23 protein-coding genes are annotated in these 26,767 nt (G+C 67.5%); 14 read left to right on the top strand and 9 right to left on the bottom strand.

Annotated elements, in window-relative coordinates; genetic code table 11:
* Positions 1 to 55: 55 nt before the first annotated feature.
* The 5 genes from ABEA43_RS11145 to trxA all read left to right on the top strand — a co-directional run bounded on the left by ABEA43_RS11145 (position 56) and on the right by trxA (position 4,576).
* Positions 56 to 1,570, top strand: a complete 1,515-nt coding sequence (locus tag ABEA43_RS11145) for a protein kinase family protein (protein WP_345560881.1) — start codon at positions 56 to 58, stop codon at positions 1,568 to 1,570.
* A 15-nt stretch (positions 1,571 to 1,585) separates the two neighbouring features.
* Positions 1,586 to 2,221 carry an RNA polymerase sigma factor SigM gene (gene sigM, locus ABEA43_RS11140; protein ID WP_345560879.1) on the top strand — a complete coding sequence of 212 codons (636 nt, stop codon included), beginning with the start codon at positions 1,586 to 1,588 and terminating at the stop codon, positions 2,219 to 2,221.
* On the top strand, positions 2,211 to 3,170 hold the full coding sequence (locus ABEA43_RS11135; RefSeq protein ID WP_345560878.1) for an anti-sigma factor family protein: 960 nt from the start codon (positions 2,211 to 2,213) through the stop codon (positions 3,168 to 3,170). The genes sigM and ABEA43_RS11135 overlap by 11 nt, the downstream gene beginning before the upstream one ends.
* Before the next feature lie 146 nt (positions 3,171 to 3,316).
* The gene (gene trxB, locus ABEA43_RS11130; protein ID WP_345560876.1) at positions 3,317 to 4,249 is read left to right on the top strand and encodes a thioredoxin-disulfide reductase; all 933 of its coding nucleotides are present in this window, start codon (positions 3,317 to 3,319) and stop codon (positions 4,247 to 4,249) included.
* Positions 4,250 to 4,261: 12 nt separating this feature from the next.
* Positions 4,262 to 4,576 carry a thioredoxin gene (gene trxA, locus ABEA43_RS11125; protein WP_345560874.1) on the top strand — a complete coding sequence of 105 codons (315 nt, stop codon included), beginning with the start codon at positions 4,262 to 4,264 and terminating at the stop codon, positions 4,574 to 4,576.
* 196 nt (positions 4,577 to 4,772) lie between these two features.
* Here the strand turns inward: trxA and ABEA43_RS11120 are convergent, their stop codons facing one another.
* Positions 4,773 to 5,390: a GNAT family N-acetyltransferase gene (locus tag ABEA43_RS11120; RefSeq protein ID WP_345560873.1), complete on the bottom strand. Its 618-nt coding sequence runs from the start codon at positions 5,388 to 5,390 to the stop codon at positions 4,773 to 4,775.
* A gap of 176 nt (positions 5,391 to 5,566) precedes the next feature.
* Here ABEA43_RS11120 and ABEA43_RS11115 point away from each other — a divergent pair, with 176 nt between their 5' ends.
* The 3 genes from ABEA43_RS11115 (at position 5,567) to ABEA43_RS11105 (ending at position 9,729) form a co-directional block, all read left to right on the top strand.
* Positions 5,567 to 6,892: an aminotransferase-like domain-containing protein gene (locus ABEA43_RS11115; protein ID WP_425570229.1), complete on the top strand. Its 1,326-nt coding sequence runs from the start codon at positions 5,567 to 5,569 to the stop codon at positions 6,890 to 6,892.
* 241 nt (positions 6,893 to 7,133) lie between these two features.
* The gene (locus ABEA43_RS11110; RefSeq protein ID WP_345560871.1) at positions 7,134 to 8,090 is read left to right on the top strand and encodes a D-alanine--D-alanine ligase family protein; all 957 of its coding nucleotides are present in this window, start codon (positions 7,134 to 7,136) and stop codon (positions 8,088 to 8,090) included.
* A 547-nt stretch (positions 8,091 to 8,637) separates the two neighbouring features.
* Positions 8,638 to 9,729 carry a threonine aldolase family protein gene (locus tag ABEA43_RS11105; RefSeq protein ID WP_345560870.1) on the top strand — a complete coding sequence of 364 codons (1,092 nt, stop codon included), beginning with the start codon at positions 8,638 to 8,640 and terminating at the stop codon, positions 9,727 to 9,729.
* Positions 9,730 to 11,098: 1,369 nt separating this feature from the next.
* Here ABEA43_RS11105 and ABEA43_RS11100 read toward each other — a convergent pair.
* The 8 genes from ABEA43_RS11100 to rpmH form a co-directional block, all read right to left on the bottom strand.
* Positions 11,099 to 12,061 carry a ParB/RepB/Spo0J family partition protein gene (locus tag ABEA43_RS11100; RefSeq protein WP_345560869.1) on the bottom strand — a complete coding sequence of 321 codons (963 nt, stop codon included), beginning with the start codon at positions 12,059 to 12,061 and terminating at the stop codon, positions 11,099 to 11,101.
* Positions 12,062 to 13,548: 1,487 nt separating this feature from the next.
* Positions 13,549 to 14,490, bottom strand: coding sequence for a ParA family protein (locus tag ABEA43_RS11095; protein WP_345560867.1), 942 nt, complete (start codon positions 14,488 to 14,490; stop codon positions 13,549 to 13,551).
* 134 nt (positions 14,491 to 14,624) lie between these two features.
* Positions 14,625 to 15,296 (bottom strand): 16S rRNA (guanine(527)-N(7))-methyltransferase RsmG, encoded by a 672-nt coding sequence (gene rsmG / locus ABEA43_RS11090; RefSeq protein WP_345560864.1) that lies wholly within the window; start codon positions 15,294 to 15,296, stop codon positions 14,625 to 14,627.
* A gap of 333 nt (positions 15,297 to 15,629) precedes the next feature.
* The gene (locus tag ABEA43_RS11085; protein WP_345560862.1) at positions 15,630 to 16,118 is read right to left on the bottom strand and encodes a Jag family protein; all 489 of its coding nucleotides are present in this window, start codon (positions 16,116 to 16,118) and stop codon (positions 15,630 to 15,632) included.
* 20 nt (positions 16,119 to 16,138) lie between these two features.
* Positions 16,139 to 17,089, bottom strand: a complete 951-nt coding sequence (gene yidC / locus ABEA43_RS11080; protein WP_345560861.1) for a membrane protein insertase YidC — start codon at positions 17,087 to 17,089, stop codon at positions 16,139 to 16,141.
* A gap of 4 nt (positions 17,090 to 17,093) precedes the next feature.
* Positions 17,094 to 17,375, bottom strand: coding sequence for a membrane protein insertion efficiency factor YidD (gene yidD, locus ABEA43_RS11075; protein WP_345560859.1), 282 nt, complete (start codon positions 17,373 to 17,375; stop codon positions 17,094 to 17,096).
* Positions 17,372 to 17,713: a ribonuclease P protein component gene (gene rnpA / locus ABEA43_RS11070; protein ID WP_425570228.1), complete on the bottom strand. Its 342-nt coding sequence runs from the start codon at positions 17,711 to 17,713 to the stop codon at positions 17,372 to 17,374. Before rnpA ends, yidD begins: the two co-directional genes overlap by 4 nt.
* Positions 17,714 to 17,796: 83 nt before the next feature.
* Positions 17,797 to 17,934 carry a 50S ribosomal protein L34 gene (gene rpmH, locus ABEA43_RS11065; protein ID WP_195900401.1) on the bottom strand — a complete coding sequence of 46 codons (138 nt, stop codon included), beginning with the start codon at positions 17,932 to 17,934 and terminating at the stop codon, positions 17,797 to 17,799.
* Between the two features lie 445 nt (positions 17,935 to 18,379).
* Here rpmH and dnaA point away from each other — a divergent pair, with 445 nt between their 5' ends.
* The 6 genes from dnaA (at position 18,380) to gyrB (ending at position 26,703) form a co-directional block, all read left to right on the top strand.
* Positions 18,380 to 19,960, top strand: coding sequence for a chromosomal replication initiator protein DnaA (gene dnaA, locus ABEA43_RS11060; protein WP_345560857.1), 1,581 nt, complete (start codon positions 18,380 to 18,382; stop codon positions 19,958 to 19,960).
* A gap of 523 nt (positions 19,961 to 20,483) precedes the next feature.
* On the top strand, positions 20,484 to 21,623 hold the full coding sequence (dnaN, locus tag ABEA43_RS11055; RefSeq protein ID WP_345560856.1) for a DNA polymerase III subunit beta: 1,140 nt from the start codon (positions 20,484 to 20,486) through the stop codon (positions 21,621 to 21,623).
* Positions 21,624 to 21,669: 46 nt separating this feature from the next.
* Positions 21,670 to 22,614: a phosphogluconate dehydrogenase (NAD(+)-dependent, decarboxylating) gene (gnd, locus tag ABEA43_RS11050; RefSeq protein ID WP_345560854.1), complete on the top strand. Its 945-nt coding sequence runs from the start codon at positions 21,670 to 21,672 to the stop codon at positions 22,612 to 22,614.
* 63 nt (positions 22,615 to 22,677) lie between these two features.
* Positions 22,678 to 23,922, top strand: coding sequence for a DNA replication/repair protein RecF (gene recF / locus ABEA43_RS11045; protein WP_345560852.1), 1,245 nt, complete (start codon positions 22,678 to 22,680; stop codon positions 23,920 to 23,922).
* On the top strand, positions 23,912 to 24,412 hold the full coding sequence (locus ABEA43_RS11040) for a DciA family protein (protein ID WP_345560850.1): 501 nt from the start codon (positions 23,912 to 23,914) through the stop codon (positions 24,410 to 24,412). Before recF ends, ABEA43_RS11040 begins: the two co-directional genes overlap by 11 nt.
* Positions 24,413 to 24,759: 347 nt before the next feature.
* On the top strand, positions 24,760 to 26,703 hold the full coding sequence (gyrB, locus tag ABEA43_RS11035; RefSeq protein ID WP_345560848.1) for a DNA topoisomerase (ATP-hydrolyzing) subunit B: 1,944 nt from the start codon (positions 24,760 to 24,762) through the stop codon (positions 26,701 to 26,703).
* The last annotated feature ends 64 nt before the right edge of the window (positions 26,704 to 26,767 follow it).

The raw sequence follows: 26,767 nt of genomic DNA, 5'->3' as shown, positions 1-26,767 counted from the left end.
CCACGCAGGTGAGTCGAGTCATGAGCACGCCCTATCGGCCAAGCGGAGAGAGCCAGTGAGCACGTCGGCCGTCGAACCCGGCACCCGTCTCGCCGAGCGCTTCCGGCTCGAGGACCGCGTCAGTGAGTCCGACGGCGCCACCTTGTGGAAGGCCATCGACGAGATTCTCGCGCGGCCCGTGGCCGTGCACACGTTCGCGCCCGATTTCCCACGCGTCCACGAGGTCGTCACGGCTGCCCGCGCCGCGAGCAGGCTGACCGACCCGCGCCTGACCCAGGTGTTCGACGCCGCGGAGGACGACAAGCACGCCTACGTCGTCAGCGAGTGGGTCACCGGCGAGTCGCTGACCGACCTGCTCGCCTCCGGCCCGCTGGAGCCCGAGCGCGCGGCCGGTCTGGTCGCCGAGGCGGCGGAGGCCCTCGCGCACGCCCACGAGGCGCAGCTCTACCACCTGTGCCTGCGCCCCGCGCACCTGGTGTGGACCACCGGCAACACGGTCAAGGTGCTCGGCGTCGCCGTGGACGCCACCATGTACGGGCTCACCACCGACCAGCCCGCGCTCGACGACGCGGAAGGCCTCGGCCGGCTCCTCTATGCCGGGCTGACCGGTCACTGGCCGGGCGACGAGGAAGAGGGCGGCCTGCCCGCCGCCCCCATGATCGACGGCCATTTCTGCACGCCCCGCCAGGTCACCGCCGGCGTCCCCGGCTACCTCGACGCGGTCACCGTGCGGGCCTGCCTGCCCGAGTCGCGCAAGGGGCAGGGCACCCTGAACAGCCCGTCCGAGATCGCCGAGGCGCTGGCCGACGTGGCCAGGCCGATGCCGATCCCGATGGCCTACCCCTCGACCCCCGCGGTGGCCTCGGCCTCCCACACCGAGGGCCTCGACATCGCCCACCGCCAGCAGCTCACCGTCTCCCGGCCGCAGCCCGCGCCGCGCCGCCCCGCCAACGGCGGTGGCGGGAGCGTGGTCAACCGGGTCCTGATGACGCTGGTCGTGCTGCTCGTCATCGCCGCCGTCGGCGTCGGCGCCTGGACGATCGGCCGCAGCCTGGGCAGCCCCACCACGCCCCAGACCGCGGAAACCAGCCCCAGCAGCTCCACGTCGGCCTCCGCGGAGGCCCAGACCGTCAAACCGAGCAAGGCCAAGGGTTTCGACCCGCTCGGCGACGGCGATGAAAAGTCCGAAATGGCGGAGCTGGCCATCGACGGCAAGCCCAGCACGCTGTGGAAGACCGAGGCTTACACCAGCGCCGACCTCGGCCGGCTCAAGGACGGTGTCGGGCTGCTGCTCGACATGGGGAAGTCCATGCAGATCAGCGACGTGGTCGCGACGCTGGCCGATGCGCCGGGCGCGACCGTCGAGCTCAAGGTGGGCGACTCCCCCGATCTCGGCTCCCTGAAGACCGTGGCGACCGAGAAGAACGCCGCAGGTAAGACCACGCTCACCCCTGATCAGGCAGCCACCGGGCAGTACGTTTTGATCTGGTTTACGCGCGTTCCGACGGATGCGGGCAAGTTTCATGGCACCATCTATGAAGTAGTGGTGCACTCTCCCGGATCGGCATAATCAGGAAACTCTCTTGTGAACTCCCCACCCGAGACACCCTCAGCAGCGGAGCGGCCGGCGGTCACAGACGCCGAGCTGCTGACCGCGCACATCAACGGGGATCCTCACGCCTTCAGCGAGATCGTCAAAAGGCACCGCGACCGCATGTGGGCGGTCGCCCTGCGTACGCTCGGTGACCCCGACGAGGCCGCCGACGCCGTGCAGGACGCCTTCGTCTCCGCATATCGCAAGGCCGCCTCCTTTCGTGGCGAGGCGGCCGTCACCACCTGGCTCCACCGCATCGTGGTCAACGCGTGTCTCGACAGGATGCGCCGTAAATCCGTCAGACCGGTCGCCGATGACGAGCTCATCGAGGCCGCCGAGCGAGAGACCCCAGGGCCCGACCAGACGGTCGAGCGAGAGGTCTCCATGGAGGTTTCGGCCGCTCTGAAACTGCTACCCAACGACCAGCGTGCGGCGCTGGTCCTCGTCGACATGATGGGCTATTCGGTCGAAGACGCAGCTCAGGTGCTCCAGGTGCCGAGCGGAACGGTGAAGAGCAGGTGCGCGCGGGGACGCGCGAAACTTGCCCCAATTCTTTCGCATCTGCGGAACCGAACAGACCTCAATCGCGTCTCATCCGCGAAGGGAGCAGAACTTCGTGACGGGTGATACGCACTACGATCTGGAAATCCTGGCCGAGCTGGCCGAGGGTCTCCTAGACGTCGGCACGGCGCGCCAGGTCCGCGAGCATCTCGCGGTCTGCGACCCCTGTGGGGAGCTACTGGCAGACCTGGCGGCGGTTCGCGAGGTGCTCGCGGCGACTCCGACACCGGCCATGCCGATGGGAGTCGCACTGCGCATCGACAAGGCGCTTGCCGCCGAGGCGGAGTCTCGGCGCGGCGGAGGTGTCGGCCTCGTGGAAACACCCGACTGGGACGAGCTCATGCGGGACTCCCCGTGGGAGCGTCCAGTCGAGGTGCCGGAGCCCGCACGCTTCGGCCGGTCCTTTGCCGACGTTCCCGAGCCGGACCGCTTCGGCGAGCCCGCTGAGGACGTTCCCGAGCCCGTACGCCTCGGGGTGGTCTCCGACGACGGCACCATCGTGCCCGCGAGGCGTGGCGCCTCACGGCGGCGCCGGTGGGCGATGCCGGCGGTGGCTGCCGCCGCGGCAGCCGTCGTGGTGGGCACCGCCGTGGCCTCGACGAGCCTGCTCGCAGGCGGCGGGGGTGGCAGCAGCAGCACCACCGGCGCCGACCCGGTGGTCGCCAGGCCGGAGACTCCATCCAAGGTCGACCAGCGGGCCAGGGCCTACGCGCTGACCGACAGCGGCCACAACTACAGCGACCAGGACCTGCGCCAGCCGCTCGAAGGCCTGTTCGGCTTCGCGCGTATGGTGCTCGACGGCTCCGCGGACGACGCCAAGGTCGAAAAGTGCGTGAGCCGGGTGACCGGCCGCTCCAAGCTGTCGGCGTACGCGGTCGACCAGGGCCAGTACAACGGACAGGAGGCGCTCGTGATCGCCTCCTGGAAGGACAAGGCCGGCAAGAAGCTCCGCATCGACATCGTCGACCCGTTCAACTGCAAGAACCTGCGCAAGCCCGCACTGGGCCGCTGGTAAGGAAAATCCGACGTCAGAGCCCGCTTCGGCGGGCTCTTTCGTTTTGTCTGGGCGTGGTCAGAGCGTCGTTGGGTAGGCCGGGGAATCACGGCGGCCTAGGATCTGTTGACGCCGATGGCAACAGCAGACGAGGAAGGCGTGGAGCGTTGAGCGACGTTCGTAACGTGATCATCATTGGATCCGGCCCAGCTGGCTATACCGCGGCCGTCTACTCCGCGCGCGCCGAGCTGAAGCCCCTGGTCTTCGAGGGCTCCGTCACCGCGGGTGGCGCGCTCATGAACACCACCGACGTGGAGAACTTCCCCGGATTCCCCGACGGAATCATGGGCCCCGACCTGATGGACAACCTGCGTAAGCAGGCCGAGCGGTTCGGCGCCGAGCTGGTGGCCGACGACGTGGTCGAGGTCGACCTGGAGGCCAACCCCAAGGTCGTCAAGACCCACAGCGAGACCTACTACGCCAAGTCGGTCATCCTGTCCATGGGCTCCGGCTACCGCGAGCTCGGCCTGGAGAACGAGAAGCGCCTGTCCGGACACGGTGTGTCCTGGTGTGCGACCTGTGACGGCTTCTTCTTCCGCAACAAGGACATCGTGGTCGTCGGCGGTGGCGACACCGCGATGGAGGAGGCCACGTTCCTGACCCGGTTCGGCCGCATGGTGACGGTGGTGCACCGCCGCGACTCGCTGCGGGCCAGCAAGATCATGCAGGAGCGGGCGTACGCGAACGACAAGATCCGCTTCATCTGGGACTCCGAGGTCGTCGACGTGCTCGGCGACACCAAGGTCGAGGCGGTGAAGCTGCGCAACGTCAAGACCGGCGAGGAGTGCGAGCTGGCCACCGACGCGCTGTTCCTGGCCATCGGCCACGACCCGCGCACCGAGCTGGTCAAGGGACAGATCGACCTCGACGAGAACGGCTACGTCAAGGTGGCCGCCCCGACCACGGCGACCAACATCGACGGCGTGTTCGCCGCGGGTGACGTCGTCGACCACATCTACCGCCAGGCCATCACCGCGGCCGGCACCGGCTGCTCGGCCTCGCTCGACTCCGAGCGCTGGCTGGCCAACACCGAGAAGTAAGGGAGCGCAACCGTGAAGGCTGTCACCGACGCCACTTTCGAGGCCGAGGTCCTCAAGAGCGACAAGCCCGTGCTGGTCGATTTCTGGGCCGAGTGGTGCGGGCCGTGCCGTCAGGTCTCGCCCATCCTGCAGGAGATCGCCAACGAGCACGGCGACCGGCTGGAGATCGTCAAGCTCAACATCGACGAGAACCCTGAGGTGCCGCGCCAGTACGGCGTACTCCAGATCCCGACGATGAACGTCTACAAGGGTGGCGAGGTCGTGAAGCAGATCATCGGCGCCAAGCCGAAGGCCATGCTGCTTCGCGAGCTCGAGGGCATCATTTAAGTGCGCTGCGCGCCGTTCATGGCGCGTTAGATCGTTGCGCTCGCAGGTTGGTCCGACGCGTTCGGCCCGCAGGTTGGTCACGGCGCGTGCCGGTTGCGGCGTGCTCGTCAGGTCAGGGCGCGCTTTTTTGCCCGGGGAAAGCCCCTCGCATCGCGGGGGGCTTTCTGCTGTGGCACTACCGGGCTCTCAGGTACCGCTACACGGGACGTAGGGCGCGTTCCGGACTCATGGATCCCAGGAGCCGTTCGAGAGCCACCTCGACGTCCTCACGCCAGGAGACGGCGGACTTGAGCTCCAGTCTGAGCCGCGGGAATCGCAAATGCGGACGAACCGTCTTAAAGCCAACAGAAAGCAAGTATTCCGCTGGAACTACGCAACTAGGCTCTTCCCACTTGAGGTCTCCGAATGCCTCGATGGCCTTGACCCCGCGTCGCGTGAGGTCTTTCGCCACCCCTTGGATCAGCATCCGCCCCAGCCCGCCACCCGAGAACTCCGGAATGACGTGGGCCGTCATCAGCAGCACGGCGTCGGCGCTGACCGGTGAGGTCGGGAAGGCCACGGAACGCGGGCTGTAGAGGGGCGGGCTGTAGACCACGAACCCCGCGGGCACTCCGTCGACGTAGAGGATTTTCCCGCAACTACCCCATTCTAGGAGCGTGCCGGAGATCCAGGCTTCCTTCTCCAGCCCCGGGTCGCCGGAATTGACCGCGCGCTCCCCGCTGACGGGATCGAGCTCCCAGAACACGCACCGCCGGCAGCGGCGCGGCAGATCTTCAAGATTGTCCAGGGTTATGTTGACCAGCCGGCGCGACAACTACGGCCCCTATCGTTGACCCGGAAAAGCGCGCGAAAACCGCGTCCACAGGTGGCATCGTAGCTCAGTGAAGATGCACCCAGCGGACACCACGACGGTTGAGCCCGGTCGCGAACGACATGTCCGACTGGCGTAATCTGGTATTTCGGTCCCATATGACACCTAGGAGGTGGGCCGTGACGGAAGAGCTGGATCACGGTCAGACGCCCGCGACTCAAGGGTCGCGCATCGATGCCTACGTCGATCGGTACGCCGCGCGAGCTACCGGGATGGTCGCTTCCGAGATTCGAGCTCTTTTCGCCGTCGCGTCGAGGCCCGAGGTGGTCTCGTTGGCCGGCGGCATGCCGTACGTCACGGCGCTTCCCCTCGACATGGTCGGCGAGCTCGTCTCCGACCTCGTCACCAGGCGCGGTCCTGTCGCGCTGCAGTACGGTTCCGGCCAGGGCGATCCGCATCTGCGTGAGCAGATCTGCGACGTCATGCGGCTGGAGGGGATTCAGGCCGGGGGGGACGACGTGGTCGTCACCGTCGGTTCGCAACAGGCTCTCGACCTGATCACCCGGATCTTCATCGACCCGGGTGACGTGGTCCTGGCCGAGGGCCCTTCCTATGTGGGGGCACTGGGAACGTTCGCCGCTTACCAGGCCAAAGTGGTCCATATCGCCATGGACGATCAGGGCATTCTGCCCGAATCGCTGGCGCAGACCATTTACGCGCTGGAGACGGCGGGGGCGCCCATCAAGTTCCTCTACACGATCCCGACCTTCCACAACCCCGGCGGGGTCACCCTCAACCTGGCCCGTCGTCAGCAGGTGCTCGACATCTGCCAGCGGGCCGGGGTGCTGATCATCGAGGACAATCCGTACGGGCTGCTCGGGTTCGACGGGGAGCCCATGCGCGCGCTGCGAGCCGACAACCCGGACGGCGTGGTCTATCTGGGGTCGTTCTCCAAGACGCTCGCCCCCGGCTTCCGCGTCGGGTGGGCCCTGGCTCCGCATGCCATCCGCGACAAGCTCGTGCTGGCCATGGAGTCGGCCGTCCTGTCCCACTCCTCGTTCACGCAGCTCGCCGTGGGCCAATACCTGGCCACGCAGCCGTGGCGGGAGCAGATCAAGACGTTCAGAGAGCTCTACCGTGAGCGACGCGACGCGCTCCTTGACGCTCTCGAAGCTCTCATGCCGCCCGAGGTCACGTGGACCCGTCCCGCCGGTGGGTTCTTCGTGTGGGCGACCCTGCCGGAGGGGCTCGACTCGAAGGCGATCCTGCCGCGGGCCGTGGCGGAGCGGGTGGCGTTCGTGCCCGGCACCGGGTTCTTCTCCGACGGCAGCGGGGCTCGGCACATGCGCCTGTCCTACTGCTACCCGGAGCCTGACCGCATTCGTGAGGGCGTGCGCAGGCTCGCGGGCGTGATCGAGCAGGAGATGCAGCTGCGCGACACGTTCGGGACGAGCTCCGTGCGCGACCACCAGGGCGTGGACACGCCGGGGCCGGACCTGGCGTAGCTCGCAGCTCGTAGCTCGTACTCGTATGAGGGGCCGGCGTCATCTGGCGCCGGCCCTGCCTCTTTCCCGGGTTGCCTGCTCTTTGCGGTGGCCTGTTTGGCTTATTTGACGTACCTGACCTGCGTGGGGACGTGGACTTGGCCCTGGATGGGCTGGGATCGCCGGAGAAAGCACCTCCCGTACACCATTCACCCCCGACGCCGGTACGGTTGGACAGCGTGCGATCAGCGGAGGAGATGTGATGAGCGATCTGGGCCACGTGCTCGTGCTGGCCGGGGGCCTCTCCTACGAACGAGAGGTGTCTCTGCGCTCCGGCCGCCGAGTCAGCGAGGTGCTGCGTGCGTCGGGCATCGACGTGGAGGCCCGTGACACCGACGCCTCTCTCGTGCCGTCGATCCTCGCCGATCCGCCGGACGCGGTGTTCGTGACCCTGCATGGAGGCGCGGGCGAGGACGGCGCGATCCGTTCGGTCCTGGAGCTGCTCAACGTCCCCTACGTGGGCGCCGACCCGGACGCCTGCCGGGTTGCTTTCGACAAACCCACCGCCAAGGCCGTCGTCCGCTCCGTCGGCCTGCGGACACCGGAGTCGGTCACCCTGCCGAAGGAGACGTTCCACGACCTCGGCGCCACCGTGGTGCTGGGACGCATCGTCGCGCACCTCGGTCTCCCCCTGTTCGTCAAGCCGGCCCGGGGCGGCTCCGCCCTGGGCGCCTCCATCGTGCGCACGGCGGAAGAGCTGCCCGCCGCCATGGTCGGCTGCTTCGCCTACGGGGACACGGCGCTGATCGAGCGGTACGTGGACGGCGTGGAGGTGGCCGTCTCCGTCGTCGACCTGGGCCACGGTCCGGTGGCGCTGCCTGCCGTGGAGATCGTTCCGGACGAGGGCGTCTACGACTACGCGGCTCGCTACACGGCCGGGCACACGGAGTTCTTCGCTCCCGCCCGCCTGTCCGCGCAGGCGGCGACGGCGTGCGCGGAGACGGCGGTGACGGCGCACACGGCTCTCGGGTTGCGGGACATCTCCCGTACGGACCTGATCGTCGACGCTGCGGGCGTCCCGCATTTCCTTGAGGTCAACGTGGCGCCTGGGATGACGGAGACGTCGCTGCTGCCGATGGCGGCGGAGGCTGCGGGGCAGGATCTGGGCGACCTCTGCCGCGCCCTCCTCCAGAACGCCGCCACCCGCTTCCACTCCTGACCCCTCCCCTCGGCGCCCGGTTTCTGGGCGCCCACATCCCATCTCCCTCCTCCTCTCCCACCGCCGAGACACCTGGGCCCACCTCCAGTTCCTGACCCCTTTTTCCTCGGCCCCAGCGACTGACTGCAGGGCCCGCTTTTTGCCCTGCCCTCCTTCCGCCGCGGCCCGCTCTGCGACACGATGCAGCACTGCGGGATCGAGACCCTTCAGCTTGTCGCCCGCAACGCCCGCCCGCAGCGCCCAACCACAGCGCCCAACCACAGCGCCCAACCACCGGGTCCAACCACCGGGTCCAACCACAGCGCCCGACCACCGGGTCCAACCACCGGGTCCAACCACCGGACCCCAACCACCGGACCCGACTGCGTTGGCCACTTCCAGCCCGACCGGTCCTTCTCCCCTCCTCAGCGAGCGGCTCCTGGGCCCACCTCCCTGATCCACCCCCTCTCCCCCTCTCCCCCTCCCAGGCGCTGAGGCGCTGAGGCGCTGGGCCCGCTTCCAACACCTGGCTAGCCAGCCCTTCGCCCTTTCTCCCCCCGGTGCCCAGATGCCGACTCCCGGATGCGGCATAAGTAGCCTTACGGATGTGCTGATCGATTCGACGTACCCGAAGAGCTTCGCCAGCGACAACCATGCCGGCGTCCATCCGACCATCCTCGCCGCCATCGCCGGGGCTAACGAGGGCGACGCCCCCGCCTACGGAGGCGACACATGGACGGCAGCCTTTGAGGACAAGGTGAAGGAAGTGTTCGGTCCCGGCGCCGAGGGCTTCGCCGTACTGAACGGGGCCGGCGCGAACATGGTGGGCCTGGCGCTCATGCTCGGCCGCTTCGACGCCGTCATCTGTGCGGACAGCGCCCACATCGCCACCCATGAAGCGGGTGCGGCGGAGCGCCTGCTCGGTGTGAAGCTGCTGACGGCGCCCACCCAGAACGGAGACGGCAAGCTTCGCCCCGACGACATCACCTCGCGCCTGGACGGGATCGGCAACCACCACGTATCCCAGCCGACGGTCGTCTCCATCTCACAGGCCACAGAACTCGGCACCTGCTACTCCCCCGCCGAGATCGCCGCCCTCGCGGAGACCGCGCACGCCGCTGGGCTACGCCTCCATATGGACGGCGCCCGGCTCGCCAACGCCGCCGCCCATTTCGGCTGCGATCTGAGGGCGATCACGACCGACGTCGGCGTGGACGTGTTCAGCTTCGGCGGCACCAAGAACGGCGCGCTGGCCGCCGAGGCGGTCGTGGTCCTCGATCCCTCGCTGTCGGACGCCGTCCCGTTCCTGCGCCGCCAGTCCCTCCAACTCGCCTCGAAGATGCGCTTCATCTCCGCCCAGCTCTCGGCTCTCCTCACGGATGACTTGTGGCGGCAGAACGGAAGTCACGCAAACGAGATGGCCGCCCGGCTGGCCGACGGGCTGACGGAAGTGCCCAGCGTTTCTCTGGCTCAGCCGGTGCAGTCCAACGCCGTCTTCGCCACCCTCCCGGCCGCTGTGGTGGAGACCCTCAGGCAGCGGTACTTGTTCCACTACTGGGACGAAGCAACCGGAGTCGTCCGCTGGATGACCGCCTTCGACACGACGCCGGAACACGTAGACGACTTCCTTGACGACATCCGCAAGGCCGCCGCGTCGTAGGTCTCCGGATGCGTGAAACCCCTTGTTTCACGTGAAACACCGCCCCGCGGCACCTGCCTCGATTCCCAACGTTTCACGTGAAACACCGCACTCCCACCGCGGTGGGCAACGACAGCAGCCACCATCCCCCACAACAACCGCACCCCAACCACCCACCCAACACGAGCCCAACGCACACCACCCCGACACGAACACAACGCCAATGCATCACGAGGCAACCCGCCACCACTTCCACAGCCGCGCAAGCCACGACCAACACGGCACCGAAACAAAACGCCGCACAGGACCTGACGCGAGACCGGCACAGCACGAGGTCGCCAACATCAATCGCGACGCAAGCCAGCACCGGACCAGATGACACGAGAGACCGCTGAGCGGAAGACGGGAACCGCGACAGCGCAATCCAAGGCGCTGCAGACCGAAGTGTCGTTGCGAACCAGGACAGCGCGGATCGGTGCGACGCAAGCCTGGACGACGTCAGGCCGGGACGACGTAAGGCCGGACGCCAGGGAAGCCGCACGCAGAACGCGAGGGACGACCCCCGGGGTAGAGCACGCGATACGGCGCGGTCGAAGACGGCAAGGGGTGGGACGACACGGCACCCGACAAGCGGGACGGATCGAGATGGGGCGGTCCGATGCCAGGCTGGCGCGACACAAGATTCGCACGCCACGAGAACCTCCACGGCGCAGAGCCCGAGGCAGCGCTATGCGGAAGCGGCGAAACGCGGGACCCGCCGAGCCTGCCCGTCGCGAGGCCAGCATCGTGTGAACCAGGCGTGCCCTGGGAACTCGCGCGTCGAGAAGCAGGCACCGTGTGGAGGCCCAGCGTGGGACAGGCACGGGCATGAGACCGGCACGCAGTGGGACGCCCCCGAAATGGGACGGGCCCGGACGTGAGACCACCACGATGGGAGACGGGGCCTGGGGGTGAGACGGCCACGACCGTAGCTAGCACCTGCGCGTGTGGACGGGACGCGAAGAGGCTGCGAGACGGAGACGACGCAGCGTGCTGTAGACGAGGCGCGCGACGGACCCATCGCAAGCCGTATGGCGACGCAAGGCTTGTGGGTCGCGACGCGGCCCGATACCGGATGCAACACGAAGAGCGCGCGACGCAAGCCACACACAAGGTACGGCACATGTCCCGGTGCGATGCTCAGTCGGCTGGGGCCGCGTCCTTGTGCTGACTGGGGCCGCGTCCTTCTACTAAGAGGGCTGCCATCGGAGGCGGCGAAATGACGTTCACTTGGCCACAAGGGAGCGCCGGGGGCGAGATATTGACGGCGAGGGGCGACTGCAGAGCTGGCGACTGTTTCACGTGAAACCGGCACCCCCATGGTGTTTCACGTGAAACAGCGTCGGTTTTGTCAGTCCTCCGCCTCACGCATTGCGCGGACGGCCTCCGGGGCCATGGTGCCGATGATGCGCTCAAGGTCGTCGATGGTGGCGAACTCCACCACGATCCGGCCCTTCCGCCGACCTAGGTCCACCTTCACCTTGGTCTCGAAGTGGTCCGAGAGGCGGTCCGCGAGGTGGGTCAGCCCGGGTGCTGTCGGCTTGGCCGTCTGCCGTTCGCGGGGAGGCTTTTGGGCTGCCTTGGCGCTACCCATCGCGACGATCTCTTCCACAGCCCGGACCGAGAGGAGCTCCGCCACGATTCGCTTGGCGAGCTGCATCTGCTCTTCGGGGCTATTGAGGCCGAGGAGAGCCCTCGCATGGCCGGCACTGATGACACCGGCTGCGACCGTACGCTGGACTTCGGGTGGGAGATTCAGGAGACGGAGGGTGTTGGTGATGTGGGAGCGCGAGCGACCGACCTTTCGGGCCAGCTGATCGTGAGTCGCTTGAAAGTCGTCCAGTAGCTGCTGGTACGCCGCCGCCTCTTCGAGTGCGTTCAGCTGCTCTCGCTGAAGGTTTTCGATCAAAGCGTCACGCAGGAGATCGGTGTCCTGGGTGTTGCGCACGATGGCCGGCACCGGGTCCAGACCAACCTGCTGGCATGCGCGCCAGCGCCGCTCCCCCATGATCAGCTCGTACTGACCACCGCCCACTGAGCGCACCACGATCGGCTGCAGCAGACCCACTTCGCGGATGGACGCCGCCAGCTCCTCAAGGCGTTCCTCGTCGAAGACCTCACGGGGCTGACGTGGATTCGGGACGATCGCGGCTAGAGCGACCTCCTTGAAGTACGCCCCAGCGATCGGCCTTGGGCCCGTCTCCGTCGTTGCACCATTGGCAGAGGAAGCCACTGCTCCCGTGCCGTCAACGATAGGACCGGTCGGAATGAGCGCCCCGAGTCCCTTGCCCAATCCCCGCCGCTGCTGACTCACTGCGTCTCCTCATCCACCCGGTCGATTCCGGTCACTCCAGGAGAGGTTACCGTCGTGAGCCCAACGCGGTGCCCCCTCGCCACACACGGTCCCGTTGGATTTACACCGACACGGTTACAAATCTGCCCAACCTGTGACTGAGCCCCGACTTTCGACCGTTCTGATGGAGCAGCCGGGGTGGAGGTTGTGGGAATGGGAGTGAAGGTGGAGGTGATGGGAGTGGAGGTGGTCGGGAGCGGTCTTGCCTCGGCCGACTCGGTGTGCGGTCGACAGCACGCGGACGCGGGCGGCGCGGATGGGTGCGGGCGGCGCAGATGGGCGCGGGCGCGGTCATGCGTCCAGGTGCAGGAGCGCGGCATTGAGCGCAGGCGTTGGGATTCCCCACTGGTGCGTCTCTCTCCCGGGCCGGCCAGATGCGCCCGGATGCGGAAGCGTGCGTAGCGGAGATAGGTACGCGCAAGGGTCTGGGAGCGCAAGCCGCTCCCGTCGGAAGCGGGGGCAGGCGCATGGCTACTGATCTAGACGCCTGCGCTCGACCACAAAGGCCGCTTGCGAGGGCTGAGCTCGTGTGTGGGTGCGGGGCAATCGCTAGCGTGGTGGGGCGCGTGTGGCCGTGGCCTACGTGGCGCACAGGCGCTCGTGGCGCACAGGCGCTCGTGGCGCACAGGCGCTCGTGGCGCTCACGGCGCACACGGCATGCGTGGCACACGTGGGTAAAAGTGGCGAACGCGGTTCGCGTAGTAAGCGTGGTCCACATGGCAGGCGAGGCGAGCGTGCCTGACGTGATTGGCTTCGCGTGCGTGGTGGAAGTGGTGAGGCGTGCGCTTGGCACCGACATCGTCGCCGACGGCGAGTGAGGGCGGACGCCGCTCGGAGGCTTGAGGCGCGTTCCCGGGCACGGGCGCTTTGGGTGAGGCGAGGTCCTAATCCCGACATGCGGTCCCGGTACTGGTCCTGGCCGGAGGCTCGGTCTCCATGCCCATCTTGTGCGCGCGAATCCCGGTCCTCACCTCATCCCAGCACGAGGCCCGGTCTCGACGCTGGCCTGACGCGAAGCCCAGTCTCGGTGTCGCCCTGACGCGGTGCCGGGTCTCGGTGCCGGGCTGACACGCGGTCCGATTCTGGGGCGAAGTCCGTTGGTGGCTTGAGGTCCGGCTCTGGTGCGGATCTGAGCCCTGGCGTGGGATCCGGTCCCGGCGTGGGGTTCGTTGGTGGCCCGGGTGACACGGGCGGCGGGGTGTGGGGTGGGGGGCCCGTGCGCAGGTTGGGTGGTGGTGTGGGTTCAAGTCGGGACGAACCGTGGCGTACGGGGTCGGTTGAGGGGCTGTGAGGTGGAGTGCTTGGGCGCATGACGAAGCGCCGTCGGGCTCGACGCTCGTGGCAACGGGCTGCCGGAGGTGGAGGGGCGACGGTGGGAAGGGTTGGTATGGGTCGGGTCGAAGCAGGTAGTGCTTCTTGCCGCTCGGCGACCGAGAGGTGTGGGGTGGCTAGGCTACGACGGCGCGGTGGGCGATCTCGCGGGCCGCGTCCATGTACGCCATGGCACCGCTCGACCCCGGATCGTACGTCATCACCGACTGCCCATAGCTGGGCGCCTCCGACAGGCGGACGCTGCGCGGGATGACCGTGTTGAGCACCGTGTCCCCGAAGTGCGCCCGGACCTCGTCCGCCACCTGAGAGGCCAGCCGGGTGCGGCCGTCGTACATCGTCAGCACGATGGTCGAGAGCTTCAGCGTCGGGTTGAGGTGCGCCCTGATCAGGTCCACGTTCCTGAGCAGCTGCCCGAGCCCTTCCAGCGCGTAGTACTCGCACTGGATCGGGATCATGACCTCGTCCGCGGCCACCAGAGCGTTCACCGTCAGCAGGCCGAGGGACGGCGGGCAGTCGATCACGATGTAGTCGAGCTCGAGCCCGTCGTACGCCGCCAGCGCACGGCGCAGTCGGGCCTCCCTCGCCACCAGCGAGACCAGCTCGATCTCCGCACCCGCCAAGTCGATGGTGGCCGGGGCGCAATAGAGGTTGGGCATCTCCGGGACCTGCTTGACGATGTCGGCCATGGGCAGATCGTCGACAAGGACCTGGTAGACGTCGGGCACGTCGCCGCGGTGCTCAGTGGCCAAAGCGGTAGAGGCGTTGCCCTGGGGATCCAGGTCCACCACGAGAACACGCTGGCCGTGCATCGACAGCGCGGCGGCGATGTTCACCGAGGTGGTGGTCTTGCCTACGCCACCCTTCTGGTTCGCCACCGCGACAATCCTGGTCTTGGCCGGACGCGGCCACGTGCCGTCGCCGTCGCCGTCACTGGGGGTTTCGCCAACCTGGGCGGCCGTCTGGGTGGCAGATGTTTCACGTGAAACCACTGAGCTGAGCGCCTCTCGTACCAACGGTGAATCACCGGGGTTCAGGGGGGTCTGGGTCACGTTGGCCATCCTTTCAACCACTGGTGTGCCGGTGCCAGGAATTGGCTGCGACACGCCCATTTCGGGCCAGCCAACTCCGGTTGGACTGTCGGACCGACGGCTGCCCGGCCAGCCAAGACCGCATGCCGCGACTGGCACAACCGTCACCTCCTTCGTCGCCGCCTAGCTCGCTCCGGCGCGCGACCTGCTACCACCCGAACCAATGTTGCAGGCGGCTCGACCTTACCGCGCCCGACGGTCACAAGCTCGGCCGTTCGGGCTCCGCTGGCTTGCAATTGGGCCTTCGCCTCGGCGAGCTCGCCCGCGGCGCGCTCCCCCTTCATGGCGATCAGCTCTCCGCCCTCGCGGAGCAGCGGCATGGCCCACGTCAGGAGCCGGTCGAGCGGCGCCACCGCACGGGCGCTGGCGACGTCGAACTCCCGCTCCCCCGCCAGCTCCTCCGCCCGGCCGCGCAGCACCTCGACGTTGTCCAGCTTGAGCGCCTCGACGCACTCCTCCAGGAACACGGTACGGCGAAGCAGCGGCTCCAGCAGCGTGACCTCGATGTCCTGCCGGACGATCGCCAGGACCAGGCCGGGCAGCCCCGCGCCGGAGCCGATGTCCACCAGCCGCGCGTCGGCCGGCACCGCCTCGGCGACGACCGCGCAGTTGAGCAGGTGACGATCCCAGATCCGCGGCACCTCCCGCGGACCCAGCAGCCCACGGACGACGCCGGGGCCCGCCAGCAGCTCGGCGAACGCGTTCGCGCGATCCCAAGCCTCCCCGGCGAAGACGTCCCGCGCTATGTCCGGCGGCACCGGAAGCTGATCGCTCACTGGTTGGTGACCCTTTCTTGGTCCTGGTCGTAGGAGAGCGTGAATGGAGCGGACGCGGCCTGGTGCGATGTCCAGGCCGGGCTGGAGACAAGATCGTGGTCCCCACCCAAGGTTAGAGGTGAGATCACAAGTGAAGACTAGCGGGCTGGCCTGAAGGCGACCCTTGAGCACGCCGTTTCGAGGTCCGGACAACCGGGCCGCCGAGCGCGAATTCGCCGTCGGGGTGACGAGAGGCGACGTACCGGCATATAGGGGTATTAATGCGAAACGGCCGCCTACCGCGCGCTTCGGCGGGGCAGACGGCCGGATCGGTGCTGTTACCTGCACAACCGGTCAGACGGGCAGGACCACCACGTACCGCTGGGGCTCCTCGCCCTCGGACTCGCTCCGGAGCCCGGCGGCCGCCACGGCGTCGTGCACGATCTTGCGCTCGAAGGGCGTCATCGGGTGCAGCGACTTCGGCTCGTTGGAGTCCTTGACCTGGTTCGCGATCTCGGTCCCGAGCTTGGTCAGCTCGGCCCTGCGGCGCTCGCGGTAGCCGGCCACGTCCAGCATCAGCCTGGAGCGCTCCCCCGTCTGCCGGTGCACGGCCAGCCGGGTCAGCTCCTGCAGCGCCTCCAGGACCTCACCCGCGGGGCCCACCAGCTCGTTGCCCTTGAGCCCCACGACGGAGACCATGGCGCGGTCGCCCTCGACGTCCATGTCGATGTCACCGTCGATGTCGGCGATGTCGAGAAGGCCCTCGACGTAGTCGGCAGCGATCTCGCCTTCCTGCTCCAGCGAGCTGAGATCAGGAGCCTTGTCCTGCTCGGCCTCGGTCATGGCCGGCCTCTCCTTCGTGTTCAAGACTTCTTGCTGCCGGTGCGCTTGCTGCGGGACTGGCGGCTTGGCTGCTGCCTAATGATCTTAGGCTCCGGCGGCGGCGGAGGCGCCTGCTCTTCCGGGGTTGTCTTGCGGAACTTACTGATCAGACCGGTCTTGGGCGGCACGGGGATCACGTTGCCCTTGGCGTCGTACTGGGGCATCGGGTTGCGGGTGTAGAACCAGTGCTGCTGACCGAGCGTCCACACGTTGGTGGTGACCCAGTACAGGATCAGGCCGAGCGGGAAGTTCAGGCTGAAGAAGGCGAACAGCGGCGAGATGTACATCAGGATCTTCTGCTGCTGCGCCATGGGGTTGTCCGGCATCTGAGCCATGGAGCGGGTGACGCTCTGCCGGACGGTGAGGAACGTCGTGAGCGAGCTGATCGCCACGAAGATGCCCAGCACGATCTTGGTCTGCACGACCGACGCGTCGAAGCTCGCGAGCTGCTCCGACGACATGAAGAAGCTCGCCGGCAGCGGCGCCCCGAAGATGTGCGCGGCCCGGGCGCTGTCGACCAGCTCCTGGGTCATGCCGTACTTCGCGTGACCGTTGGCCATGTTCTGGAGCACGGTGAACATGGAGATGAAGATGGGGAACTGAGCGACGACAGGCAGGCAGCCTCCGAGGGGGTTGGCACCGGCTCCCTGGTAGAGCGCCATGACCTCCTGGTTCATGCGCTGCTTGTCGTTCTTGTAGCGCTTGCGCAGCTCCTGCACCTTGGGGGCGAGCTCCTGCATCTTCCGCGACGAGCGCATCTGCTTGAGGAAGAGCGGGAAGATCAGGATCCGCATGCACACGGTAAGCGTGATGATCGTCAACGCCCAGGTCAGCCCGCTGTCCGGATTGAGGACAGTGCTGTAAGCAGTGTGGATCCAGATGATGACGTGGGCTACGGCTTCATACAGCCAGCTCAGCCAGGACAGCTCCACCGAGCTATCTCCCTTGCGTTTCGTGGGACCGGACCGGGCGTGGGGGCACCGGGTCTATACCTCCGGGATGGAATGGGTGGCACCGCCCGATGCGCCGGACAGTCAGCCATGTGCCGCGCAATGCTCCATGTACGGCAATCGCCTCGAGTCCATACGCACTGCACGACGGGTAGAAACGGCAGCGTGGACCCAGCATCGGGCCGATGAAGGCCCGATAGAACCGGATCGGGATGATCAGTGCCCGAGCTGCGAGGCTCGGCACCGCCCCTTGCGGCTGCTCCGTCATCTATGTCCACCCGTCGAGGACTCGCGCCGCCTGAGCAAACGATCCAGCGCGGAATCGAGCTCGGCGGCCAGGTGCTCGAAACGCGCGGACGCGGCCGGTGGATTGGCGCGTACCACCAGCAGGCTACCTCGCGGCAGCCGGTCAAGACGGTCCCGCATCAGGTGTCGAAGGCGCCGCTTGACCTTGTTACGGGTCACAGCGCCGCCGACAGCCTTGCTCACCACAAAACCCACCAGGGGTGGCTCTTCCCCAGAAACGGTGAAATGCACCACTAGTGTCGGGCGACCCGCGCGTTTGCCGCGCTTGATCGCCTCCTCGAATTCCTCCCCGCGTCGCATGCGGGATTGATGGGATAGCACCGTATACGCCTAACGCCCGCCGGCGAGAACCACCGGCGGGCCGACTAGCTGGCGCGGAACGATCAGGCCGACAGCTTCTCGCGGCCCTTGTGGCGGCGAGCGGCGAGGATGGCGCGACCGGCCCGGGTGCGCATCCGCAGCCGGAAGCCGTGGGTCTTCGCGCGGCGACGGTTGTTCGGCTGGAAAGTACGCTTGCTCACGGGTGGGCTCCAGGCTTGAAGGAGCGTCGGGATGACGCTTAACACACATGAATGGCCTGCCAAGGAAGCGAGGGCACGCGAAATAGCCGTCGCGTGACAAGCCGACCGTCGTACGTTACGGGCCAAGTACGGCCCAGGTCAAACCGGACGGGTTATCCACCTTTCCACAGGTGAGTTTTCCACGGCCCGGCGTCGTCCACAGTATGTGCACTCAGGTACCACTAGGCTGTGGACAACGCTTGAACACAGCTGTGCACATGAATACTGTCGGCCCTCCTGGACGGGCCCACAGGCTGTGCACAACCTGTGGATCTCCTGTGGAGGCCCTGGGCACGAAGCTCGGCCGCCACGCTGTGGACGAAGGGGCCGCCGAGCTATCTGGGCGGCCGCGCCATGTGGATAAACGATCGCGGGGGGCCGCGAGAGGGAGGAGGGGAGCCACACCATGAACGGTGTCGACCTCGGCACGGTATGGGCGAGGGCCCTGGGCAACTTCCTCAACGAGAACGTGCCCATCCAGCAGCGCACCTGGCTGTCGATGGTGCGGCCGATCGCCCTGGCCAACGACACGATCGTGCTCGGCGTCCCCAACGACTTCCTCAAGGACCTCATCGAGGGCAAACTGCGCCCGCTCGTGGCGCACGCGCTCTCACAGGAGCTCGGCCGGACCATGCGGCTGGCCGTGATGATCGACACGACGGCTCCGGAGCAGCCCGTCATGGACGGCCATCAACAGCCTGTGACTCACAGTTATCCCCAGGGTGTGGAGAGTCAGCTCCGCTATGCACAGCCCATCCAGCCGCAGCTCAACCAGGCTTCTGAGCCACCGCAGTTCTATTCTCCACAGCCGGAGCCGGTTCAGATATCCACCGAATATCCACAGCCTGGGTACTCTTTTGAACAGGCGCAGCCGTACACACCGGCTGTGGAGAAAGCCCCCGAGCCGGCCCCCAACCGCTGGGAAGCGAAAAGCAACAAGCCCAGCGAACCGGCACGACTCAATCAGAAGTACACATTTGAGACATTCGTCATCGGGGCCAGCAACCGGTTCGCCCATGCGGCGGCCGTAGCGGTGGCCGAATCCCCGGCGAAGGCGTACAACCCCCTCTTTATTTACGGTGACTCCGGGCTGGGGAAGACACACCTGCTGCACGCGATCGGGCATTACGCCCAAAGCCTGTACGACGGGGCGCGGGTCAGGTACGTGAGCTCCGAGGAGTTCACCAACGACTTCATCAACAGCATCCGCGACCACAAGGCCGACGGGTTCCGCGGCCGCTACCGGGCGATCGACATCCTGCTCGTGGACGACATCCAGTTCCTGGAGGGCAAGGAGCAGACGCAGGAGGAGTTCTTCCACACCTTCAACACGCTCCACAACGCCAACAAGCAGATCGTCATCTCCAGTGACCGCGCGCCGAAGCAGCTCATCACGCTGGAGGACCGGCTGCGCAACCGCTTCGAGTGGGGCCTGATCACCGACGTCCAGCCGCCCGAGCTGGAGACCCGGATCGCCATCCTCAGGAAGAAGGCCATCCAGGAGGGCCTGGCCGCGCCGCCCGAGGTGCTCGAATACATCGCCAGCCGCATCTCCACCAACATCCGCGAGCTAGAGGGCGCCCTCATCAGGGTCACCGCGTTCGCCAGCCTCAACAGGCAGGGCGTCGACCTGCAGCTCGCCGAGGTGGTGCTGAAGGATCTGATCACCTCGGACTCCGGGCACGAGATCACGATCGCCACGATCATGGCCCAGACCGCCGAATACTTCGGGATCAGCATCGACGACCTGTGCGGCAGCTCCCGCAGCAGGGCGCTGGTGAACGCCCGGCAGATCGCCATGTATCTGGTACGCGAGCTCACCGAGCTGTCGCTGCCGAAGATCGGCCAGCAGTTCGGCGGCCGCGATCACACCACGGTGATGCACGCAGAACGGAAGATTCGCTCGCTCATCGCCGAGCGCAGGTCGATGTACAACCAGGTCAACGAGCTAACAATGCGTATCAAGCAGACATCCCGCGGAGCCTGACCGTCGTGCACAGCCTGTGGAAAACACTGTGGATCTGCGGAAACGCCGAAACGCCGCGGCTCTTCGCCACACAATGCCCGAAAAAATCCCGCACAGCGCCTGGGGATAAGGCTGGGGACATCCTGAGGAGAACCTGGGGACATCCGGTGGATGACTTGTGGACGCCCTGTGCACAGTCGATCAGGGGCTCCAGACTTGGTCCCTTTACCCGGTGGACAACCGGTGGAAACCCCGTGGATAACCCGTGGATGAAGGCACCAAGATCTGGGGACAGCCTGTGTGCAAAGAGTCTTCATCCCCAGGCGGCGAAGTTCTCCCCAGGCGTCACCCACACCCTCGGTGGATGAAAACAGGGGGCCTGGCCAGCGGAAACGTCGGTTGTCCACAGTTCCCACAGCCCCTAGTGCGATGACCTCTTATCTCTCTAACTAAGAAACTCAAGACCCATAGAGGGGTTCTCCCGGAACTCAGGTGCGGGAGAGTGAACACTTGAATCAACGACGAACCCAGGAGGCTGATCACCGTGATGTTCCGAATCGAGCGAGACGTCCTCGCTGAGGCGGTGGCATGGACGGCACGCAGCCTCCCGGCGCGTCCGTCGGTGCCCGTTCTCGCCGGCATGCGGCTGGAGGTCACGGGAGAGCAGCGGCTGAAGCTGTCCGGATTCGACTACGAGGTCTCCGCCGAGGTGGCGCTCGAGCTCCACACCGGTGAGGCCGGCGTGGTGCTGGTCTCGGGCAAGCTGCTCGCCGAGATCACCCGCGCGCTTCCCGCACAGCCTGTGGACTTCGTGGTGGAAGGCGCCAAGGCCGTGGTCACGTGCGGCAGCGCCCGGTTCACCCTGCTGACCATGCCGGTGGAGGACTACCCCTCGCTCCCGGCGATGCCGCCGGCCGCGGGCCGGGTGGGCAGCGACGTGTTCGCCTCCGCCGTCGGCCAGGTCGCCGTCGCCGCAGGCCGCGACGACACGCTGCCGATGCTGACCGGCGTACGGATGGAGATCGAGGGCGACACGGTGACCCTCGCCGCCACCGACCGCTACCGGCTGGCCGTACGCGAGCTGAAGTGGCAGCCGGACCAGCCCGACTTCGCCGCCATCGCGATGATCCCCGGCAAGACGCTCGCCGACACGGCCAAGGCGCTCGGCACGACCGGCGCGGAGGTGGAGATCGCGCTCAGCTCCGCCGGCGGCACCGGCGAGGGCATGATCGGCTTCTCCAGCGCGGGCAGGCGGACCACGACCCGGCTGCTCGACCCGGAGTTCCCCAAATACCGCTCGCTGCTGCCCACGGAGTTCTCCGCCCGCGCGGACTTGTCCACAGGCCCGTTCGTCGAGGCGGTCAAGCGCGTGGCCCTGGTCGCCGAGCGCAACACGCCCGTACGGCTGGCGTTCAGGAGCGGCGAGGTCGTGCTCGAAGCCGGCAGCGGCGACGAGGCGCAAGCCGTCGAGGCCCTGCCTGTGGACTACGAGGGCGAAGAGATGAACATCGCCTTCAACCACCAGTTTCTGCTGGAAGGTCTGGGCGCCATCGACTCGGACATCGCGCGGTTGCAGATGACCACGTCGACAAAGCCCGCTATCCTCACGGGTGGCAAGCCTGTGGATGACGGAGCCGTCACCGACTACCGTTACCTGATCATGCCCATCCGCCTGTCAGGCTGATCCTGTCATCGGGGATGATGGAAGCCTGACAAGGGGGTAGGACAACATGCAGATCGGCATGGTCGGACTGGGCAAAATGGGCGGCAACATGGCCGAACGGCTGCGCCGCGGCGGTCATGACGTCGTCGGCTACGACCGTGATCCTGCGGTCAGCGACGTGGCCAGCCTGAAAGAGCTGACCGAGCGTCTGCAGCAGCCGCGGGCGATCTGGGTCATGGTCCCCGCGGGCAAGCCCACCCAGACCACGGTCGACGACCTCGGCGAGCTGCTCGACGCCGGCGACATCGTGGTGGACGGCGGAAACTCCCACTATGTGGATGACCAGAAGCACGCCGCCGAGCTCGCCGAGAAGGGCATCGGCTTCGTCGACTGCGGCGTCAGCGGCGGCGTCTGGGGCCTGCAGAACGGCTACGCGCTCATGTGCGGCGGCGAGCAGGCCGACGTCGAGCGCCTGATGCCCATCTTCGAGACGCTCAAGCCCGAGGGCGAGGACGGCTTCGTCCACGCCGGTGACGTCGGCGCCGGGCACTTCGCGAAGATGGTCCACAACGGCATCGAATACGGCATGATGCAGGCGTTCGCGGAGGGCTGGGAGCTGCTTGAGGCCTCCGACGTCGTCAAGGACGTCAAGGGCTCCTTCAGCAGCTGGCGCACCGGCACCGTGATCCGCTCCTGGCTGCTCGACCTGATGGTGCGGGCGCTCGACGACGACGAGCACCTGGAGCAGCTCCGCGGTTATGCACAGGACTCGGGCGAGGGCCGGTGGACGGTCCAGGCGGCGGTCGACCACGCGGTCCCGCTGCCGGTCATCACCGCCGCCCTCTACGCGAGGTTCGCCTCGCGCCAGGACGACTCCCCCGCGATGAAGGTCGTCGCGGCGCTGCGCAACCAGTTCGGCGGCCACGCGACCACCTCGACGGAGGGCAGCACCGGCAAGGGCGCCGACTCGCCGGGCGCGGACGTGACGCCGCCGCGCGAGACCGATCGCTAGAGGTTTTCCACAGACCGCATGCCGGTGACCCCAGTGGCCTCTGTGGCGCACTAACCTCGTGGGGTGCATGTCGCCCACCTCTCGCTGACCGACTTCAGGTCCTACGAGTCCGTGGAGCTCGGCCTAGAGCCGGGCGTCACGGCGTTCGTGGGGCCCAACGGCCAGGGCAAGACCAACCTGGTCGAGGCCCTCGGCTACGTCGCGACGCACTCCAGCCACCGGGTGGCGAGCGACGCGCCGCTCGTGCGGCAGGGCGCCGCCCGGGCGATCGTGCGCTGCGCCGTCCACAGGGACGACCGGCGGGCGCTGGTCGAGCTGGAGATCAACCCGGGCCGGGCCAATCGCGCGCGGCTCAACCGCTCCCCCGTCTCCAGGCCGCGCGACGTCATCGGCCTGCTGCGCACGGTGTTGTTCGCCCCTGAGGACCTGTCACTCGCCAAGGGCGACCCGGCCGAGCGCCGCCGCTTCCTCGACGATCTGCTGGTGGCCAGGGCGCCCAGGTTCGCCGGTGTCCGCGCCGACTACGACCGCGTGCTGAAGCAGCGTGGCGCCCTGCTGCGCACGGCCGCGCAGGCCCGCAGAGGCGCCAGGAGCAGCAAACGGGCCGAGCGCGACACCGCGTTCGCCGCGGCGGGCGCGGGCGACGTGCTGAGCACCCTGGAGGTGTGGGACGCCCACCTCGCCAGGCACGGCGCGGAGCTGTTGCGGGCGCGGCTGGAGCTGATCGACGCGCTGCGTCCGCTGGTGGCCGGAGCGTACGCCGCGCTGGCCCCCACGAGCGCCGCCGCGACCCTGGCCTACCGCAGCACGTTGTCCACAGGCGAGGGTGCAGGTGGGGATGGTCCGGAGGACGAAGCCGCCGGTGAGCGGGGATCTTTTGATACACAGACGTTATCCACAGACTTGGGGAAAACCCTTGAGGAACGTCTGCGGGAGCGGCTATTGGAGGTCCGTCAGGCCGAGCTCGAACGGGGCGTCACGCTCGTCGGGCCACACCGCGACGACCTGATACTCGGCCTCGGCGATCTGCCCGCCAGAGGTTACGCCAGCCATGGCGAGTCCTGGTCGTTCGCGCTGGCGCTGCGGCTGGCCGCCTACGACCTGCTGCGTGCCGACGGCGGCGATCCCGTGCTGATCCTCGACGACGTGTTCGCCGAGCTCGACACCCAGCGCAGACGCCGGCTCGCCGAGATCGTGGCACCCGCCGAGCAGGTGCTCATCACCGCGGCGGTGCCGGACGACGTGCCCAGCGAGCTGGCCGGCGCCAGATTCGACGTCGCAGAGGGGAGCGCGACCCGTGTCCGTTGACGACAATCCCACGGCCAGAGGGGCGGCCATGGCCAGGGAGAAGCTCGCCCAGGCCAAGGCCGACGCCGCCAAGCGCGGTCAGCTCCCCCGGCGCGAGCCCAGGCGCAAGGCCGCGGGGCCGCGCCGGGATCCCGGCGATCCACAGGTTTTCGGACGGGCGATCGCGGATCTGCTGGCCGACCGGGGCTGGGAGCGTTCTGCGGCCGTGGGCGGGGTGTTCGGGCGCTGGATCGACATCGTGGGTCCTGACCTGGCCGCGCACACCAAACCCGAGTCGTTCGAGGATGGAGAGGTGTTGATCGCGGCCGACTCGACGGCCTGGGCGACGCAGGTGCGGCTGCTCGCGCGCACCCTCGTACGCAGGCTCAACGAGGAGCTCGGCGACGGCACCGTCACGAAGGTCAAGGTCAGAGGGCCGCAGAACGCGCCGAGGCCTTCGGGGGGTTTGCGGGTGACCGGAAGCCGGGGGCCCGGCGACACTTACGGATAGCCGTCAGTACCTGTCCGCAGTAGGCGCTTGCACCGCCGCTGTTGGGCGCAAAGAGCGATCAGATTGCCGCAGACGCGATAAGCCCCCTTTCCGGAGGGGGGATGCTTGCCGGGGGGCAAAACGAGCTAGAGGGCATCACAGGCGCGTTCGTTGCCACCTTGGGCCTCCGGAAGCGGTAGAATGAAAAAGGATTCCGGACACGTCCGCTTGCGTGTCACCCCGGCTGCAAGCCGACTCCCCCGGGTGATCGCGCATCGGGGCACTCACGACGGTGACGGGCACGGTAGGGGCAGCTTTGCAATCGACGGCCTCCCCCGCCGCGTGTCCGCGGCAGGAGGATTTCGCAGTTGTCCTACGACGCTAGCTCAATCACCGTACTCGAAGGGCTTGAGGCGGTTCGCAAGCGCCCGGGTATGTATATCGGTTCGACCGGTGAACGCGGCCTGCACCACCTCGTCTACGAGATTGTGGACAACGCGGTGGACGAGGCCTTGGCCGGTCACGCCACCATGATCGACATCACGCTCATGGCCGACAACGGCGTCCGCGTGATCGACGACGGCCGCGGCATCCCCACGGGCATCCACCCGGTGGAGAAGCGCTCGGCGGTCGAGGTCGTGCTGACCACGCTGCACGCGGGCGGCAAGTTCGACAGCCAGTCCTACGCGGTCTCCGGCGGCCTGCACGGCGTCGGCTCCGCCGTCGTCAACGCGCTGTCGACCGCCATGGACGTCGAGGTCAAGCAGAACGGCCACTACTGGCACCAGCGCTACGAGCACTCCAAGCCGGTGGCCCCGCTGGCCCAGGGCGAGGAGACCCCCGAGTCCGGCACCACGATCACGTTCTGGCCGGACCCCGAGGTCTTCGAGACCACCACCTGGAACTACGAGACGCTCTCGCGTCGCTTCCAGGAGATGGCCTTCCTCAACAAGGGCCTGACGATCACGCTGACCGACGAGCGCCCCGACCACGTCAACGGCGAGGCGCACACCGTCACCTACTGCTACGAGGGCGGCCTGGCCGACTTCGTGCACCACCTCAACGTCAAGAAGGAGCCGGCGCACGCGTCGATCATCGCCTTCGAGGAAGAGGGCGACGGCATCGCGGTCGAGATCGCCATGCAGTGGAACAACTCCTACTCGGAGTCCGTCTACACCTTCGCCAACACGATCAACACGGCCGAGGGCGGCACTCACGAGGAGGGCTTCCGCGCGGCGCTGACGTCCATCGTCAACCGCTACGCGCGCGAGCAGAAATTCCTCAAGGAGGGCAAGGACGACAACCTGTCGGGCGAGGACGTCCGCGAGGGCCTGACCGCGATCATCTCGGTCAAGCTGTCCGACCCGCAGTTCGAGGGCCAGACCAAGACCAAGCTGGGCAACACCGAGGCCAAGTCGTTCGTGCAGAAGGCCTGCAACGACCACCTGCGCGACTGGCTCGAGCGCAACCCAGGCGAGGCCAAGGACGTCATCTACAAGTCGTTGCAGGCCTCGCGCGCCCGCCTCGCCGCCCGTCAGGCCCGCGACCTGACCAGGCGCAAGTCGCTGCTGGAGTCCGGCAGCGGGCTTCCCGGCAAGCTGGCCGACTGCCAGTGGAACGACCCGGAGAAGTGCGAGCTGTTCATCGTCGAGGGCGACTCGGCCGGCGGCTCGGCGAAGGGCGGCCGCGACTCACGCCTCCAGGCGATCCTGCCCATCCGCGGCAAGATCCTCAACGTGGAGAAGGCGCGGATCGACAAGGTCCTCAAGAACAACGAGGTCCAGGCGCTGATCACCGCTCTGGGCACGGGCGTGCACGACGAGTTCGACATCGCCAGGCTGCGCTACCACAAGGTGATCCTGATGGCCGACGCCGACGTCGACGGCCAGCACATCAACACCCTGCTGCTGACGCTGCTGTTCAGGTTCATGCGGCCGCTGATCGAGGCCGGTCACGTCTACCTGTCGTGCCCGCCGCTGTACAAGATCAAGTGGGACCGCAAGGGCGAGGACGCCTCCTACGCCTACTCCGACCCCGAGCGCGACGCGGTCATCGCCGACGGCATGGCCAACGGCAAGCCCGACCCGCGCCCGCGCGACAACGTACAGCGCTTCAAGGGTCTGGGCGAGATGAACGCCAGCCAGCTCTGGGAGACCACGATGAACCCGGAGACCCGGCTGCTGCGCCAGGTCACGCTCGACGACGCGGCGCAGGCCGACGACCTGTTCAGCGTGCTCATGGGCGAGGACGTGGAGGCTCGGCGCGACTTCATCATCCGCAATGCGCGTGATGTGCGCTTCCTCGACGTATAAGCGGCCAGCCGTAGGTGCAGACACCTGTGGTGAGCCGCCCGACCTGGCTCACCGCAACACGAAG

The organism is Nonomuraea rosea, assembly GCF_039539705.1.
In the GTDB taxonomy this organism is placed as follows: domain Bacteria; phylum Actinomycetota; class Actinomycetes; order Streptosporangiales; family Streptosporangiaceae; genus Nonomuraea; species Nonomuraea rosea.
Note: the sequence above shows the minus strand (reverse complement) of the source record. Positions and strands in the feature narration are given on the sequence as shown.